The 17,630-nt window shown below is 71.6% G+C and carries 11 protein-coding genes; 3 read left to right on the top strand and 8 right to left on the bottom strand.

The genetic code is table 11. The features are described from left to right. Positions 1 to 62: 62 nt before the first annotated feature. The gene (locus I3F58_RS01430; RefSeq protein ID WP_240106262.1) at positions 63 to 3,875 is read left to right on the top strand and encodes a multifunctional oxoglutarate decarboxylase/oxoglutarate dehydrogenase thiamine pyrophosphate-binding subunit/dihydrolipoyllysine-residue succinyltransferase subunit; all 3,813 of its coding nucleotides are present in this window, start codon (positions 63 to 65) and stop codon (positions 3,873 to 3,875) included. A gap of 70 nt (positions 3,876 to 3,945) precedes the next feature. Here I3F58_RS01430 and fxsT read toward each other — a convergent pair whose 3' ends face one another. From fxsT to I3F58_RS01465, 7 genes are all read right to left on the bottom strand, one after another. Continuing rightward, positions 3,946 to 6,912, bottom strand: coding sequence for an FxSxx-COOH system tetratricopeptide repeat protein (gene fxsT, locus I3F58_RS01435; RefSeq protein ID WP_240106263.1), 2,967 nt, complete (start codon positions 6,910 to 6,912; stop codon positions 3,946 to 3,948). Between the two features lie 129 nt (positions 6,913 to 7,041). Then, a complete protein-coding gene (locus I3F58_RS01440; RefSeq protein ID WP_240106264.1) occupies positions 7,042 to 8,220 on the bottom strand; it encodes an FxsB family cyclophane-forming radical SAM/SPASM peptide maturase in 1,179 nt (392 codons plus the stop codon). Next, positions 8,217 to 8,384: a hypothetical protein gene (locus I3F58_RS01445; protein WP_240106265.1), complete on the bottom strand. Its 168-nt coding sequence runs from the start codon at positions 8,382 to 8,384 to the stop codon at positions 8,217 to 8,219. Before I3F58_RS01445 ends, I3F58_RS01440 begins: the two co-directional genes overlap by 4 nt. Next, a complete protein-coding gene (locus I3F58_RS01450; protein ID WP_240106266.1) occupies positions 8,381 to 11,776 on the bottom strand; it encodes an SAV_2336 N-terminal domain-related protein in 3,396 nt (1,131 codons plus the stop codon). The genes I3F58_RS01445 and I3F58_RS01450 overlap by 4 nt, the downstream gene beginning before the upstream one ends. After that, positions 11,773 to 12,807, bottom strand: coding sequence for a MoxR family ATPase (locus tag I3F58_RS01455; protein WP_240106267.1), 1,035 nt, complete (start codon positions 12,805 to 12,807; stop codon positions 11,773 to 11,775). Before I3F58_RS01455 ends, I3F58_RS01450 begins: the two co-directional genes overlap by 4 nt. Positions 12,808 to 12,961: 154 nt before the next feature. Next, entirely contained in the window at positions 12,962 to 15,010 is a 2,049-nt protein-coding gene (locus I3F58_RS01460) for a trypsin-like peptidase domain-containing protein (RefSeq protein ID WP_240106268.1), read from the bottom strand. Further along, a complete protein-coding gene (locus I3F58_RS01465; protein WP_240106269.1) occupies positions 15,007 to 15,366 on the bottom strand; it encodes a CU044_2847 family protein in 360 nt (119 codons plus the stop codon). The genes I3F58_RS01460 and I3F58_RS01465 overlap by 4 nt, the downstream gene beginning before the upstream one ends. Before the next feature lie 169 nt (positions 15,367 to 15,535). Here I3F58_RS01465 and I3F58_RS01470 point away from each other — a divergent pair, with 169 nt between their 5' ends. Further along, entirely contained in the window at positions 15,536 to 15,715 is a 180-nt protein-coding gene (locus tag I3F58_RS01470; protein WP_003992906.1) for a DUF6104 family protein, read from the top strand. A gap of 57 nt (positions 15,716 to 15,772) precedes the next feature. Here the strand turns inward: I3F58_RS01470 and I3F58_RS01475 are convergent, their stop codons facing one another. Continuing rightward, the gene (locus I3F58_RS01475; RefSeq protein WP_240106270.1) at positions 15,773 to 16,609 is read right to left on the bottom strand and encodes a hypothetical protein; all 837 of its coding nucleotides are present in this window, start codon (positions 16,607 to 16,609) and stop codon (positions 15,773 to 15,775) included. 154 nt (positions 16,610 to 16,763) lie between these two features. Here I3F58_RS01475 and I3F58_RS01480 point away from each other — a divergent pair, with 154 nt between their 5' ends. After that, entirely contained in the window at positions 16,764 to 17,630 is an 867-nt protein-coding gene (locus tag I3F58_RS01480) for a DUF4097 family beta strand repeat-containing protein (RefSeq protein ID WP_240106271.1), read from the top strand.

Raw genomic sequence — 17,630 nt, forward strand, 5'->3', positions numbered from 1 at the left:
GAGGCGTAGCCTTTATTTCCGCTGTCCATCACCTTGTGAAGCGGAAGAGGGCGGTTACCGCCGTGTCGTCTCAGTCCCCCAGTAACTCAAGCATCTCGACCGACCCAGACGGACAGGGCAAGAGCCCTGCCGCGGCGTTCGGCGCCAACGAGTGGCTCGTCGACGAGATCTACCAGCAGTACCTCCAGGACCCGAATTCGGTCGACCGCGCCTGGTGGGACTTCTTCGCCGACTACAAGCCGGGTGCGTCCGGCTCGGCGGACAAGCCCGCCGGACAGGCACCCGCGGTCCCGGGGGCCTCGGGCACCGTGACGCCGCCGGCCCAGGCCCCGGCCGCCGCCCCGGCCAAGCCGCAGACCGCCGCCCCGGCCGCAGGAGCACCCGCACAGACTCCTGCCGCCTCCGCGAAGCCCGCCCCGGCCCCGAGGCCCGCGCCCGCCGCCCCGGCCAAGCCCTCCCCGGCGAAGCCCGCCGCCAAGGCCGAGCCCGCCGCCGGGGCCCCCGTCGGCCCCGAGTTCGTGACGCTGCGCGGCCCCGCCGGCGCCGTGGCGAAGAACATGGACGCCTCGCTGGAGATGCCGACCGCCACCTCGGTCCGCGCCGTCCCGGTGAAGCTGCTGTTCGACAACCGCATCGTCATCAACAACCACCTGAAGCGCGCCCGCGGCGGGAAGATCTCCTTCACGCACATCATCGGGTACGCGATGGTGCGGGCCCTCAAGGCGATGCCCTCCATGAACTGGTCGTACCAGGTCAAGGACGGCAAGCCGACCCTGGTCAAGCCGGAGCACGTGAACTTCGGCCTCGCGATCGACCTGGTGAAGCCCAACGGCGACCGCCAGCTCGTCGTCGCGGGCATCAAGAAGGCGGAGACGCTCACCTTCTTCGAGTTCTGGCAGGCATACGAGGACATCGTCCGCCGCGCCCGCGCGAACAAGCTGACGATGGACGACTTCACCGGCGTCACCGTCTCCCTCACCAACCCCGGCGGCCTCGGCACCGTCCACTCCGTGCCGCGCCTCATGCCCGGCCAGTCGGTCATCATGGGTGTCGGCTCCATGGACTACCCGGCGGAGTTCCAGGGCACCTCCCAGGACACCCTGAACAAGCTGGGCGTCTCCAAGGTGATGACCCTCACCTCGACGTACGACCACCGGGTCATCCAGGGCGCCGCCTCCGGCGAGTTCCTGCGGATCGTCGCCAACCTCCTCCTCGGCGAGGACGGCTTCTACGACGACGTCTTCAAGTCGCTGCGCATTCCGTACGAGCCGGTCCGCTGGCTCAAGGACATCGACACGTCGCACGACGACGACGTGACGAAGGCCGCCCGCGTCTTCGAGCTGATCCACTCCTACCGGGTCCGCGGCCACGTCATGGCCGACACCGACCCGCTGGAGTACCGCCAGCGCAAGCACCCCGACCTGGACATCACCGAGCACGGGCTCACCCTGTGGGACCTGGAGCGGGAGTTCGCGGTCGGCGGCTTCGGCGGCAAGTCCATGATGAAGCTGCGCGACATCCTGGGCGTGCTGCGCGACTCGTACTGCCGCACCACCGGCATCGAGTTCATGCACATCCAGGACCCGAAGCAGCGCAAGTGGATCCAGGACCGCGTCGAGCGCCCGCACTCCAAGCCGGAGCGCGAGGAGCAGCTGCGCATCCTGCGCCGCCTGAACGCGGCGGAGGCCTTCGAGACCTTCCTGCAGACGAAGTACGTCGGCCAGAAGCGCTTCAGCCTGGAGGGCGGCGAGTCCGTCATCCCGCTGCTGGACGCGGTCATCGACAGCGCGGCCGAGTCCCGCCTGGACGAGGTCGTCATCGGCATGGCCCACCGCGGCCGGCTGAACGTCCTCGCGAACATCGTCGGCAAGTCGTACGCCCAGATCTTCCGCGAGTTCGAGGGCAACCTCGACCCGAAGTCGATGCACGGCTCCGGCGACGTGAAGTACCACCTGGGCGCCGAGGGCACCTTCACCGGCCTCGACGGCGAGCAGATCAAGGTCAGCCTGGTCGCGAACCCCTCCCACCTGGAGGCCGTCGACCCGGTCCTGGAGGGCGTCGTCCGCGCCAAGCAGGACATCATCGGCAAGGCCGGCACGGACTTCACCGTCCTGCCGATCGCCCTCCACGGCGACGCGGCCTTCGCGGGCCAGGGCGTCGTCGCCGAGACGCTGAACATGTCGCAGCTGCGCGGCTACCGCACCGGCGGCACGGTCCACGTCGTCATCAACAACCAGGTCGGCTTCACCGCGGCGCCGGAGTCCTCGCGCTCCTCGATGTACGCCACGGACGTGGCCCGCATGATCGAGGCGCCGATCTTCCACGTCAACGGCGACGACCCGGAGGCCTGCGTCCGGGTGGCGCGGCTCGCCTTCGAGTTCCGCCAGACGTTCAACAAGGACGTCGTGATCGACCTCATCTGCTACCGCCGCCGCGGTCACAACGAGGGCGACAACCCGCAGTTCACCAACCCGCAGATGTACACCCTGATCGACCAGAAGCGCTCGGTGCGCAAGCTGTACACCGAGTCGCTGATCGGCAGGGGCGACATCACCGTGGAAGAGGCGGAGCAGGCGCTCCAGGACTTCCAGGGCCAGCTGGAGAAGGTCTTCACCGAGGTCCGCGAGGCCACGGCGCAGCCCGGCGAGAGCCTCGCGGTGGACCCGCAGGCCGGGTTCCCGGCGGACGGCGTCCAGACGGCGATCTCCCAGGAGGCCGTCAAGCGGATCGCGGAGTCCCAGGTCAACATCCCCGAGCACATCACCGTGCACCCGCGTCTGCTGCCGCAGCTGCAGCGCCGTGCCGCGTCCATCGAGGACGGCACGATCGACTGGGGCATGGGCGAGACCCTCGCCGTCGGCTCGCTGGTCATGGAGGGCGTCCCGGTCCGGCTGGCCGGCCAGGACTCCCGCCGCGGCACCTTCGGCCAGCGGCACGGTGTGCTGGTGGACCAGGTGACCGGCGAGGACTACACCCCGCTGCTCTACCTGGCCGAGGACCAGGCGCGGTACAACGTCTACGACTCGCTGCTCTCCGAGTACGCGGCGATGGGCTTCGAGTACGGCTACTCGCTGGCCCGCCCGAACGCGCTGGTCATGTGGGAGGCGCAGTTCGGTGACTTCGTGAACGGCGCGCAGACCGTCGTCGACGAGTTCATCTCCTCGGCGGAGCAGAAGTGGGGCCAGACCAGCGGCGTCACCCTCCTGCTCCCCCACGGCTACGAGGGCCAGGGCCCGGACCACTCGTCCGCCCGCCCGGAGCGCTTCCTCCAGCTGTGCGCGCAGAACAACATGACGGTCGCGATGCCCACGCTCCCGTCGAACTACTTCCACCTCCTGCGCTGGCAGGTGCACAACCCGCACCACAAGCCGCTCATCGTCTTCACCCCGAAGTCGATGCTGCGTCTGAAGGCGGCTGCCTCGAAGGCGGAGGAGTTCACGACCGGCGGGTTCCGCCCGGTCATCGGTGACGCGTCGGTCGACCCGTCCGCCGTCCGCAAGGTCGTCTTCTGCGCCGGCAAGGTCTACTACGACCTGGACGCCGAGCGGAAGAAGCGCGGCGCGACCGACACGGCGATCATCCGCCTGGAGCGTCTCTACCCGCTGCCGGGCGCGGAGCTGCAGGCCGAGATCGCCAAGTACCCGAACGCCGAGAAGTACATCTGGGCCCAGGAGGAGCCGGCGAACCAGGGGGCGTGGCCGTTCATCGCGCTGAACCTGATCGACCACCTGGACCTGGCGGTCGGCGCGGACATCCCGCAGGGCGAGCGCCTGCGCCGGATCTCCCGCCCGCACGGCTCCAGCCCGGCGGTGGGCTCCGCGAAGCGCCACCAGCAGGAGCAGGCGCAGCTCCTCACCGAGGTCTTCGAGGCCTGACGACCGCTTCCGGTACGCCGGAGGGCCCGGCACCCGCACAGGCGGGTGCCGGGCCCTCCGGCGTACCTGCTCAGTACGGCTGCGGCTCGAAGTCCCAGTACGGCCGGCCCCCGCCGCGAAGGAACCTCACCTGCGCGTGCTCGGCCCCGAACCCGGATACCAGTCGCAGCACCGCGTCGCCCTCCAGCCCGCCCGCCTCCTCGTCCTCGCCCAGCGTGTGCAGGTCCCGGGCGAGCGCAGCCTGGACGTTCAGCGTCAGGACGTGGTCGGTGCCCACCGCGGTGCGGGCCCGCTCCAGGGTGTCCCTCCCCAGGGCCGCCGCACCCTTCGCGTCACCGTCCGCCACGCGGGCTCCCGCGGTGTTCAGGGCGCAGCCGACACTCCACGGGTGGTCCGGGCCCAGAGCGTCACGCATCCGGGACAGGCAGTCCTCCGCCAGAGTGCGCGCGGCCGTCGCGTCGCCCCGGTCGCGCAGGACAAGGGCGTGGTTGTCGCGAACGCCGATCGTGTACGGGTGGTCGTCGCCGAGCTGAGCGGCGTACCGCCGGGCCGTGGCCGAGATCAGGTCGAGCGCCGCCCCCGTGTCGCCGACACTGCGCTGCAGCATCGCGAAGTCGCTGGACACCAGGAGTGTCTCCGGGTGGTGCCCGCCGCGGCGGCTCACCAGACGTTCGTGGACGCTACGCATCAGCGCACGGGCGAACCCCAGGTTGCCCTCGCGGCGCATGCACAGGGCGAAGTTGTGCTCGGCCAACAGCGTCTGCGTGTGGTTGCGGTCGAGAATCTGCCGGTGCAGCCGGGTGTTCTGCTCCTGATAGTCCAGGGCGTCCTGGTAGCGGCCGAGCAGACGCAGAGTCCAGGCGGTGTGCAGGGCGGAGAGCAGCGTGGCCTGGTCGCGGCCTCCGAGCACAACGACCCTTTCGCGCATCACAGCCTGGTGCTCGTCGAGGGCCTCGGCGTAGTGGCCGCGCAGCGCCCTGGTGGTGGCGAGGTTGGTACGCAGGCGGAGGGTCAGCGGCACGCGCGGTCCGAGGGTCGCCCCGGCGTCCTCGGCCGCCTCGGCGTACAACCGGTCGGCCTCTTCGTACTCGGCGAGCGCCATGAGTGTGCCGCCGAGCCCGTTGCGGGCGCGCAGGACGCGAACGTCACGCCGTTCGACTCCGGCGGCGGCGAGGTCGCGAAGCACGGTCTGGCCGAGCTCCTCCGCATCCGCGTACCGGCCGAGCCTGCGCAGCATGTTGGCGTGCTGGTGGGTGGCGACGAGGACGAGCGGGTCGGTAGGTCCGGAGACCATGCGCCAGTTCTCCGTGGCGCGCCTGCTGATCCACCAGCCTGCCTGGTACTCGCCACGGGTACGCAGGTATTCCACGCAGTTGAGAACGAGCCGCCGTACGTCGTCGTGCTCGGACTCCAGGGCGCCCGACGGCTCCAGGTGTGGAATGAGCTCAGCGTACCGCTGCCAGTGCCGCGGGTCGGTGGGGGTGTGCGGGTCGGCGGAGACGAGGACTCGGCAGGCAGTGGCGGAGCCCTGCTCGCAGTCCAGGGGCGGGAGGCTGCTGCGGACGAACCGATGGAAGAGCCGGTGCATGCGCAGCGTACCGACGGTGTCCGTGTCAGCGGGCGGACCCGTCTCGTACTCCAGCCACATGGCGGTGGTCTCGGACAGGGTGCGCAGCGCCGTGTTCCAACTGCTGGGGTCCGCGGCCATGCTGGCCAGGTGCGAGGGCAGATCGGCGGAGCGTGCGGAACGCAGAAGCCGTACGGGTACGACGTCGGGAGAGAAGAAGGACAGAAGCTTCAGGAGCTCGTGGGCCTCCGGGGCGTCTTCGTAGAGGGCGTTGACGGCCATGGACCACACGACGTGGAAGGGGCGGGGCTCGTCGCCGGACGGGACGACGCCGAAGACGTTGGGATCGGCGTTGCGGATCTGGTGGAGGTAGGTCTCGACGGCCACTGTGGCGTGGTGGTCTAGCCAGGCGGCCATCTGGTCGACGAGGAGCGGCAGGTCGTCCAGCTCGTGGACGAGGGCGTCGGCCTGGTGCTCCAGGAGGCGGGGGGCACGGCGGCAGGCGTAGGCGACACTCTCCTTGCGGGAGAAGCGAGGCACCTCGATCAACTCGGCGCCGTGCCGGGCCCAAGTGGTCCTACGCCCGGTAAGCAGTATGTGGCCGGGCCCGTCCGGCAGCAGTCCGGCCAGTTGCTCGGGGGCCTCGGCACCGTCGAGAACGAGAAGCCAGCGACGGTCGGGGGCACGCAGAACGGTGCGTACGGCGTCTATGAGCGCCTCCAGTTCGCTGCCCGCGTTGACGCCGAGGGCCTCGGCTAGTGCGGCAAGGCTCTCGCGGGCGGTGCTGGTGGTCATGGCGCGGACCCACCAGACGACGTCGTACTCCCCGGCATGGCGGTAGGCATATTCCAGGGCTATCTGGGTCTTGCCGACGCCGCCGGTGCCGTGGAGGGCCACGAGGGACGGTGCGTGGGGAGGTGCCGCGGTGAGCGCGGCGCGCACGCGCTCAAGGATCGTCGTTCGGCCGGTGAAACGCGGGTTGCGGCGGTCGGCGTTCCACACGGGCGGCAACTCGTCGGGGAAGCGCAGCGAGCGGGTGAGGTCGACGGGGACCGGAGCTTCGGCGGCGCCGAGGAGCCCCAGCAGTCGCCGCCTGGCCTCCTCGCGCCGTACGCCGCGCAGCTCGACGGGGTTCAGGTCGCGCACGGCGTCGGGGAGCGGCCGTGCAGTGACGCTGACGGCGTCCAGCCGGTCCCGTTGCTCGGGCGCGAGGGCGCGCAGGGCTTCTGCCCAGCCGTGGTAGCGACCGGAGTCGAAGCGGAGGTACCAGTCGTCCAGGACGAGCAGGACGCGGCCCGGATCGTCGAACAGCTCGGTGAGAGCGGAGCCTTGGGCGGGCGTGCGAAGCGGGTCCCAGCCCACGAGCCGATTCGGCAGGCCGACGCCCGTCAGGACTTCTTCGATCCAGGCCGCCCAGCGTTCACTCTGTCCGGCGAAGACCACCGTGATGGGAGGGGAGTCTTCGGTCATGCGAGGGTCTCCCTCGGGAGGGAATCCGAAGATTCGACTGCGAGTTCATGTGAGTTCGACCGGGCTGTTCAGCTCAGCCAGTTCAGTCGCTTTGTGCGCGAGTTTCCTCGATTGTGCGTCAGTTCTGCGTCAGGGACCGACGGTTGTGTTGCATTGCTGCTTGTCTGTCACATCACACAGACGCTGTGCGATGTGTCTGACCAGGCGTTCCAGGTCGGCGCAGTAGACGCTGGGGTTGCGGAATCCGTCACGCGGTGCGTAGCGGTGGGCGTAGTTGCCACCCCCGCACACCCGGACCACGGGGCAAGCACGGCACTCGGTGGCCAGCGCGGCGGCGCCGAGTGCGCGTGCGGCGATGCCCGGGTGCCGCAGCGCCGCGTCGAAGGAGTGCCGGTGCACGTCGAGGCCCGTGGCGGAGGCCCCCGGATAGGCCGAGCGCAGCGAGTCGACCTGTTCGATGGTGCCGTCCGTCTCCACGACCACGGCCGCCATCGGGGACAGCCCGAGGGCTTCGCTGGCACTGGGCGCGCCGACGAGCAGTGCGAGGGCCTCCTGGAAGAGCCGCACGCGGGTCGTGGTCCCACGCGGGTCCCCCCACCACAGGTCGAAGGCCTCGGAGAGCCAGTCGCCGTACGGGGTGGGGCGCGGCCGCCTGCCGGGCGCCGAGGGCTGCACGCCCGGTGGCGGGGTGGCCCAGTTGGCGTGCGGGAGCAGGAAGTCGACCCGAGACGGCGCCAGTTCGAGGAGGGACTCGTAGACGTCGGCGGGCGGCGCGGTGACATCGATGGTGCACAGCACGCCTGCATACTGCCCGCCGCGCCGTGTGAGGAGCCGCGCCGCCCGCTCGGCTGCGGGCCAGGACGGGCGGCCCGCGTGGTCGACGCGGCGCGCGTTGAGTTGCGCGGTTCCACCGTCGAGGCTGAGCCCGACTCCAATGCCGTGGACGGCGAGCCGGTCCAGGGCGTGCTCGGTGAGGAGAGTGCCGTTGGTCTGCACGGTGAAGGCCGGGGTGCAGTGGGCGGGGATCGCATCCCGTACGGTCCGGGCGTACGCGATCACGGTGTCGGGCCCCCCGAGGAGCGGCTCACCCCCGTGGAGGTCGACGCGCATACGGTCGAGGCGGTGTATGGCGGCATGCTCGGCCATCCGGCGTGCGACCTGCCGCATGGTGCGCGGCTGCACCCGCGCGGGCCGGTCGCGCCAGGAGGCGTCCGGCCCCTGGTAGAGGTAGCAGTAGGTGCAGGCCAGGTTGCACCGGCTGTGCACTTTCAGCACAAACTGCCGGAACGGCACACCGCTACCGGTCACGGCGCGTCGTCGTAGTAGGCGACGGTGGTGGCGGGGTCCCGGGTGCGGACGTCGGTCAGCACGGCGTCCAGGACAGGGTGACCGGTGGGGGTGGCGCCGCCGGCGCGGACGAGGTCACCGAAATCGGGCAGGGGTGTGCTATCGGGGATGTCGGGGTGAGTCATGTCCTGTCCGGCCTGCCGGTGGGAGGGTCCTCTGGCGCGGCGGCGGACGGAGACGCCTGCACCTCGGTGCTCCCGGATTCCAGGCGGGCGACGGCCTGGCGAATGCGGTCGGCCGCCGGTGAGGCGGACTCGCCTGCCTCGGTGAGGAGTCGGAGGGCGCGGCGGTACTCGGTGAGTGCGCGTTGCGGGCCTGCGGTCTGCAGCAGCAGCTCGGCGCGCTTCCGTGTCAGGGTCGCAGCGAACCGATGACGGCCCCCTTCAAGGGCTGCCGTCACTGCTTGCCGGTAGTGCTCGGCTCCTTCGTTCAGACGTGCTGTGGAGCCGGTCGCCTCCGCCAGCCGTTCCGCGGCCTCTCCCCGGGACGCCCAGGCATCGGCCGCAGCCGGGCCGATACGCGGATCACGCGCGGCTGCGCCCAGGAGCCAGTCGGCCTCGTGGAGGTCGGTCACCGCCCCACGCAGTTGGTGGCGTCTCAGGAGCAGGCGGCCGAGGTCGAGCCGATGATGGGCGAGGAACTGCGACTGTTCCGGAGAACAACCGACCGCCGCCCGCACGAACCGGATCGCGGTGGCGAGGTGTTCCGGATCACGTGGAGCACCTGCCAGAACGGCTGTCACATGCGTATGCAGCACAGCCGCGTGCAAGGGAGTGTCCGCTTCGGAGAGTTCCAGGGCGCGGGCGGTGAGCTCGACGATCCTGGGGAAGGACGGAGGCTTCTCGTTGGCAGCGCCTTTGGTGAGCAGCGCCAGGCAGTGTGCCAGACGTGTGTCCCATCCCTCCTCGCCCAGCGACGTCTCGGCGATGGCCCTCGCCTGCGTCAACGCGGAGGTCGCCTCGGGGTCGGCCTCACCGGTGTCCTCCTTGGCCAGCGTGAACGCCTCGGCGGCCGTCAACCAGTCCTCGAACATCTGTCGTGGGGCGGGGCGCCAGTCGGGTGCGGCGTCCGGTTCCCCGGTCGGGGCTTCCTGCCACGCGGCCAGCGCCCGCGTCAGATCGGCAGCGGCGCTTCGGGCCAGCGGTCGGACGTCCTCGTCGCTCGTGCCGAGTTCGACGTTCCCCTGGGCGACCTTGAAGGCGGTGTGGCCACGGACGTAGCGTGCCTCGGGACTGTCGTGCTCCTCGACCAGTCGGCGTGCCGCCAGCAGAGCCCTGCCGGTCATGGTCTCGAACCAGTGGAGGGGACTGTGCGGCGGCGGGTGCGCCAGCCGCCCGGCGTACCTGGCGAGGTCGGTGGCCAGGATCAGCGCGGTATGTGCCTCGCTGACTCGCGCCTTCGGGTTACTCGTGTGCGTTTCCGGCGGCAGCTTCTCCAGGTGGTCCACGCACCGCATCAGCAGTGCGAAGCGCAATGCGTCCCGCCGCTCGTCGCCGTCGAGCTGCCTCAGCCTGTCCGTCACGTGACGCGTGATCTCACCGGGCACGACATCAGTGTCGGCGCCCGCGGCGTAGACCTCCGCTTCCATGACCTCCAGCACTCGGGCCGCCGCCCAATGCCCGGTCGGCTCCTCCGGCACTGCCTGTTCCGCCGCGGTCAAAGCGTCGCGCAAGTCCTCACCCAGGCGGCGGGCCTCCCAGCGTTCCAGCAGGGCCTCCGCCAACGCGAGCTCGTACGAGGCCCGGGCCGTCCGGTCCGGTTCCGTGCGGGCGGCGCGGGTGAGGAGTTGGATCGCCGCGTCCAGGTCACGGGAGGAACTCTCGGAGCGGAAGCGGTGCAGGGCCTCGCGTGCGCGCGCTGCCAGCGCCTCAGGGGGCTCTGGCAAGGTGGTGGGCGCCTGCGGCGTGGACAGGAAGTGGCGTAGGACACCGGTCGAGACGACGGCGAACCTGCGCAGACCCGGCGTGTCGGCGGCGCCGGCGAGCGGCTCCACCGTGCCGGCGAGGTAGGCGGCTGCCATCGCCGGGAAATTCGGCACGCCGGTGCCGAAGCGGCGCGCCAGGTACTGGGAGGTGTTCTTCAGGACAAGCTGCGCGTCACCGACCGTGAGGAGCCCGATCAGCTCGTCCCGGACCCCGGGCATGAAGTCGTAGACGAGAACATCCTGTTGATCGTCCGCGTCGTCGGCGCGCCGCAGCAGACCGCTCAGCAATACCTCCGCCAGTACGTCGGGCCCGCTACCCGGCAACATCGCCCGCTGGACGAGCTGCATGACGGGCAGCACCAGGGGAGCCGCCGTCAGGCACGCGGCAAGCCGGCGGGCGGGCGGCGAGGCGTACCGGCGGAAAGCGCGCACTCGCTCGGCGCCCGGCACGTCCCGCGGGGCCGCGGCACCACCCTGCGCGGGGCGCTGGTCGGCGGTGACGATCGCGGCGGCGCCGGGCAGGGCGAGCCGGGCGGTGGCTGAGGAGAGTCGCGCCCACGTGTTGAGCGCGACCCGGTTCGGCGCGAGGACCGGGATCGGCACGGCACCACGCTCCGCCCCGAACCCCACCGGGGCCCGCCCACGGGGGCGGAACCACAGCCTCCGTACAGGCCCTTCGGAGCGTCCCAGTTCCCCGGGCCGGGCGGGCAGGTGGGTGTCGCCCCACATGCGCTGCGGCAGGGGCTGGATGACGGCGACCGGTGCGGTGGAGGCCCAGCAGTGCAGCAGCCGCTGGATGGTGCCGTCGCGCCACATGGGGCCCGCGCAGTCGCTGAGCAGGAGGGTCAACTGCCGCCCGGTGGGGTCGGTGAGCTGACCCGGGGACCGCAGCCACGTACGCTCGCCCGGCACCGCGGTCGTGGCGTAGCCCGGCGTGCCGTCGACGCGCGGATGCAGGTAGAGCACGGTCACGTCACGGAAGGCACCGGCGCGTTCGCAGACTGCCCGCAGTTCATGCAGCGTCTGGTCCCACACGACGTTGGACGTGGACACGTCCATCAGCAGCTGGACGCGGGCCACGCTGCGGCGCTCGCGGCGCAGGACAGGCACGATGAGTCCGGTGTCGGCGGCCCGCTCTGCTGTGGCGTGTTCGTCCAGGACGCGGCGTACGGGCGCGTGAGCGGCTTGGAAGCGCTGAAGAGGGCGTAACGCGCATTGCAGGGCGAGCGGGTCGGGCAGGGTGGCGGCGGTGGGCACCCAGACGCGGGTGTCGTTCCCGGACTGGCCCGGTGGTGCAGAGGAGTCGGGAACGGACACGTCGGCCCGGCCGGGTGCGCCCGGCGCACCAGGTGGCCGCGATGCGACCGGCGGTGCGGGGGGCCGCGAAGGCACCTGCCCGTCCGGCGACGTCCTGGGGGCCGGCCGGCCGCGCCAGTCCTGTACGGGTCCCGTCGGTGTGGTGGGTCTTCCGCCGCCCGGGGTCACCCACCTGGACAGCCACAGGGCGTCGGCGACGTCCTCGGCAGTGGGTGCCAGGTCCGCGTCGCGGAGTCGGGTGACCAGCTCGGTGAGCAGGGCGGCGGCAGCGGTCATCCGTGGGAGCGCGGGTCGATGGGCCGCATGAGGAGCCGGGCGATGTCGTCGCGCTGGGCGTTGCCGTCGCGGGCCGCCTGCTGCGTGAGGAAGATCGCGTTGAGGAGCTGGTCAGTGAGGCGCAGCTCGCCGTCGTGGTCGCTTTCGGCAAACCCGCGCAGCAGGTCCGCGTGGGCCTCGTCGGCGCCCTCGCCGAAGTGGGCCTGCACGAGGGCGGCGAGCCTTTCGTTACGGGGCGGTTTCAGCCTGAGGTGGATGCATCGGCGCAGCAGGGGTGCAGGGAAGTCGCGTTCCCCGTTGCTGGTCATGACGACGAACGGGAAGGCGTGGCAGGTGACACGGCCACCCTTGACGGGTACCGAGCGGCCGTCGTCGTCGAGCACGTACACAGTGCCGCATTCCGGGCGGTCCGCGATGCGCTCCAGCTCGGGGATGCGGAAGCTGCCCTCCTCCAAGGCGTTCAGCAGGTCGTTGGGCAGGTCGATGTCACTCTTGTCGAGTTCGTCGATGAGCAGGACCCGGGGCCGCTCCGTGGGCAGGAGTGCCGTGCCGAGGGGGCCGAGGCGGATGTAACGGCCGATACCGTCCGTTCCGGGCGCGTCGGACCGGTCGGGCACGTCCCTGGCCTCGCGGTGGAGCTGTGCGTCGTGGAGGCGGCCGATGGCGTCGTACGCGTACAGGCCCTCGCGCAGTTCGCTGCGCGAGACGATGGGCCACTGCAGGACCCGGCCGAGGTCCAGCTCGTGGGAGACGGCGTGGGCGAGCGTGCTCTTGCCGGAGCCCGGCTCTCCCGTCACCAGGAGCGGTCGCCGCAGATACAGGGCGGCATTGATGAGCTGGAGCGCCTCGTCGTCCTGGATGGGCAGGGGTGCGCGCTGTCCGAGCCTGCGGGTGGTGCTGGCGTCGACGGGGGGCACCGGTACGTCCAGGGCGTCGCCGCCGAACCGGCGCCAGGGGGGCGCCTCGGGGAGACGGGCGATCCGGTCGGGGTCCGGCTCCCCTTCGCCCCGGTAGATCAGCCAGCTGTCCATGTCCTGCTCCTCGTCGGCGTGCTGTGGGTTCCCGGGCGCTGGCCGACGGGGGTAGTGTGCGCCCGCAACGGGCACCTGTGAACGTACCCGCCTGACGGCCCGTAAAGGCCGATTTCCGGCCAACTGTTCATATGTTCCCTGCGCTGTGTGCCCGTCATGCCGGCGAGCTCCAGAACGCCGACGGATCCGCGGGCACGGGCCTGTTGGGGTCGTCGTAGAGCACGGCCAGGCCTTCGGCCCAGTGCGCCTGGTCGCCGCGTTCGTGTAGCTCTTCTCTGATACGACGGAGGCGCTCGGGGAGTTCATCGGCCGCCCCGACGTCGGAGAGGAGTGCGGCGATGCCGCGGTGGAAGTCCGCGCAGTCGCCCGCGCAGGTGGCGGAGTGCGGGTGGCCCTCGATGTGCCAGAGTGCGATGCCGTGGCCGGTTTCGAGCGCCAGTTCCATGGCTTTGCGGCCGGCGCCGTGCGCTGCCCGGTGGCACAGGACGGGGATCGCGGAGGGCGGCATGTCCTCGAAATGGCGGCGACGCGCGTGCGCGGGGCTCGTGGGCACCGCGGAGAGGCGTCCGGCGCCGGCCGTCGCGTTCCACCGGGACTCCCATGCAGCGTCGCGTGTACCGCGGCGGCCCAGGTCGCGGAGGACCACGCGGCGGCGCACGCCGAGCGGGAGGTGTGCGGCGTCCCCGAGGCGGGCGATCTCGGCAAGCTGCCAGCGGTGGACGGGCCGGTCGAACTCGTATGCTGGCAGCACGACTTCGCACGGCGCCGGGTATTCACCGGCTTCGTCAGCGACCTGGAAGGCCAGGCCCAGCGGCTGGCGCAGCCGTTCCAGGAGCCGGTCGGGTGCCACGCCGTCGGGATCGCGTTCCGCGTCGAAGATCTCGTCGTCGCTACTGCCGTCGTCGATCCGGATCTGCCAGTGCACATTCTGGTACGGGAGGGGTTCGATCTCCACCACGACGACACTGTTCTTGTCCCCCGAACGCGGATACGGGATGACCACGCGCCCGGGCGCAACGCACGCCGTGTCGCCGCCGACCAGGTCGATCGGGTCCGCCTTCGCACCCAGCCCCGCGGGCAGGGACGCTTCCGTCACGAGCGAGTGCTGCCAGGAATGGACGCGGTGCATCCGTTCCTTGATCCAGGCGTCCAGCTCGCTGACGGACGGGGCGACGGCATCGGGGCCCGCGTGCTCCTGTACGAGGAGTACGACCAGTCGCAGGTAGCGGAGATACGTGATGGCGGGGAGGCGGCCGGCACTGCTCGCACGCAGCAGCCCGTGGCCGTCGCGCCAGGCAAGGAGCGGCAGCTTCGGACGGGGTTGGCGCTCGTCGTTGTGGGCGTGCCGTGCCAGGACCTCCACAGCGCGTGGCAGGGGCGGCGGCACGGGAAGCCGGGCCAGCAGGCCCAGGGCTTTGATGCGGTCTTCCGGCAGCCACTCCTCGGAGCCTCCCGGCGCGGGGCCGACCAGACGCTGCTGGTGGACAAGCCAGTCGGCGGGACCGACGGCCTCGGCACGCTCGGCGTGCCAGCGGTCGTGGGCCCCCATGACCTCGCGGTACAGGTCGCCGAAGCCTCGCAGAGCACTGAGCGACACGGCAAGGCCGCCGTCCATGCCGTCGCGGCCGGACTTGGTCAGGGCCACGACGGCGCCGGTCGCCAGGTCAAGCACCGGTCCTCCGGACACCCCGCCTGGGAAGTAGGCGGCGGGAGCGAAGCGGATGCCGCAGAACCCGTCGAGGACGTTGCTCTCGATGTCGCAGCTCCAGAGGTCATACGGCTCGGCGTCGCCGTACGCCGCCTCGGGACGGAAGCCGAAGACGCGCCGGCGGTCCCCGGTCTGCGGCAGGGTCTGGTCCCCGGCCCAGACACACTCATGGGGCACGCAGTCGTCAAGCAGCCTCACCAGTGCCAGGTCCTCGTGCGGCGGGATCGCCTCGGCCCACGAGTCGCCGAGAAGCCACCGCTCCAGCCTCGCCCGCACCGGCGCGATGCCGTGGTATGTCTCCGAGCCCGCGACGTGGAACTCGGCGCCCGGCTCCTCGCCCAGATGGGGCCGCAGCACATGTGCGCAGGTCAGTACCCACCCGGGCGCGATGAAGAATCCGCTGCCCCACATGCGGGAATCGGACGGGTCCGCGGGCAGGAAGCGGACCGTGGCGGCCTGGACGAGGGGATCGAGATCGGCGCGGTGGTCAGTCATTCACCGGCCGGTCCGGGCACCGGCGAGCCGCCTCGGTCGCCGAGCTGCCAGGTCAGGGTGACCTGAAGGGATGTCTTGGCCTCGCCTTCGGCCAGGACGGCCAGCACCGCGCCGGACTTGGCGGCGAGCTCCACACCGAAGGAGATCGACGCCTCGTCGGGCTTCAGGGCGGCCGCGGCGTCGAGGACCGTGCCGCCGACGCGCTGGACGAGTTCGGTGAGATGCTCCAGCCTGGCGGCTGCGCGGTCGGTGACGCCGACGTCGCGGTCGGCCGCGCCAAAGCCGGGGGCCGCGCTGATCCGGGCATACACGACCTCGCCGTTGCCGAGTTCGATCCGGCGAATCTGACCGCTCATTGTGCACTCCCCCGTCGCCGCAGACGATCCGGAGAGCGAGGCTACTGGTATGGACGCGGCGTGAGGAGGGAGTCACACGAACAAAACCGGCCGATTGTCGAACCGGTCGGCCGGGCGACCTACCCTGAGGGGGAACCCGGGGCGAGCCCCGCCGAATCAGGAGCGTGTCTTGTACTTCACCGACCGTGGCATCGAGGAGCTGGAGAAGCGACGTGGCGAGGAGGAGGTCACGTTCGAGTGGCTGGCCGAGCAGCTCCGCACGTTCGTCGACCTGAACCCGGACTTCGAGGTCCCGGTGGAACGCCTGGCCACATGGCTGGCCCGGCTGGACGACGAGGACGACGAGTAGGCCCCCGGGGGTACCCCCCGCTCGCAGGGCTCGGGAGAGCGTGAGCAGCAGCGCTGTTCAGGCGCGGTGCGGGTCCCGGGCGAAGCCCCCCGCCCGGCGGGACCGCGTGCCGGCACGGTCGGGACGAGGCGGGGCGGCGGAACGGCCCACGAGCCCGAGCGCACCCTGCACCGCCAGCACCGCCCCCGCCACGGCCCACCCGGGCCGCACCCGCCCGGGCAGCAGCGCCCAGACCAGCAGCGGCAGGCCCACGGCCAACTGCGCACCCGCCAGCCGCCGCCCGCCCTCGACCGCCGCAAGCTCCCCCCGCACCGCGTCCCGCCAGCCGTGCCCCGCGACGTGCCGCGCGCCGGGCACGGCCTCGACGGCACCCGGCAGGCCCGCACCGGGCCGCCCCGGGTGGACCCCGTCCGGCAGGGCCAGCCCGAGCCGGGACAGCACGGCGGTCAGTCCCACCAGCCGCGTGTGCGCATCGGCCTCCCTGACGTCCCGGGTCAGCGTCTGCAGGGCCTGGACGTCCAGCACCGGGTCCAGCCCGAGCCGCTCCGCGAACGTCAGCAGGGCCTCGTCCTCCCCCGCGGGCGTCCCGTCGGCCAGCCACGTGTAGCCGACGGGCCGCCGGAAGCCCGACGCCAGGGTGAACCCCGCGTGCACCAGGTCCCACCACAGCGCCAGCACCGGCCGGGACGCTCCCACAGCCAGCGCAGAGGCCCACCCGGACGCGACCCGCTCGACGGATTCGACGCCGTCCCGCCAGGGCCCGCCCTCCGGGACCAGCACGGTCCACCCGGGCCCCGCGGGGGCGAGCACCACCCGCTCGCGCAGTACGTACGCCGGGGCCGCGACGGCCTCGCACTCGGCCCGGCACAGCAGCAGCACACCCGTCGCGTTCATGAGCCATACGCTAGGCCAGTTTGCCCCGGTATGGCCGACTCCAGGTCCGACAGACGGAGGAACGGCGGCCTTGACTTCGTACTACCGCGATATATCGTGTATTGGAGAAGACGCGATATGCCGCGTCATACCGTGCCCGCCCAGGAGGCCCGCCATGACCCAGTGGACCGTCAACGAGCCCGTGAAACTCACCTTCGACGACCCGCTCGGCGCACTGCGCGTCCGTGTGGTGAACGGCGCGGTCAACGTCATCGGCACCGAGGACGACGGCACGCCCGCCCGGCTGGAGGTCTCCGCCCTGCACGGCCCGCCGCTGCTCGTCACCCTCGAAGACCGGACCCTCACCGTCACGTACGAGGACCTGACCTGGGCGGGCCTCAAGGGCTGGCTGAAGCGCGGCGCCAGGAACCGCAGCGCCGTCGTCACGGTCACCGTCCCGGCGGGGACGGACGTGCAGGTCGGCACCGTCGCCGCGACCGCCACGGTCTCCGGCCTCCGGGGCCGTACGGAGGTCCAGGGCGTCTCCGGCGACACCACGCTCGCCCGGCTCTCCGGGCCCGTCAGGGCCGAGACGGTCTCCGGCGCCCTGGAGGCCCAGGCGGTCACCGGCGACCTGCGCTTCCGCTCCGTGTCCGGCGACCTGACGGTCGTCGACGGCTCGGGCGCGGCCGTTCGGGCGGACTCCGTGAGCGGCGACCTGGCCGTGGACGTGGAACCGGCCGGGGGTCCGACGGACATCCAGGTCACCTCCGTGTCGGGCGAGGTCGCGATCCGGCTGCCGCACCGCGCGGACGCTCATGTCGAGGCCAACACCACCAGCGGCAGCGTGTCCAACGCCTTCGAGGGACTGAGGGTCGGCGGCATGTGGGGCGCCAAACAGATCACCGGCACCCTGGGCGCGGGCACCGGCACGCTCAAGGCGACGACGGTGTCCGGCGCGATCGCCCTGCTGCGCCGCCCCGAGGACGCCGACGCCCCGGCCGCCGCCTCCACCGACGCCGCCTCCGGAAAGGCGCTCTGA

Origin of the sequence: Streptomyces sp. MUM 203J, assembly GCF_022414595.1 — a bacterium.
GTDB lineage: Bacteria > Actinomycetota > Actinomycetes > Streptomycetales > Streptomycetaceae > Streptomyces.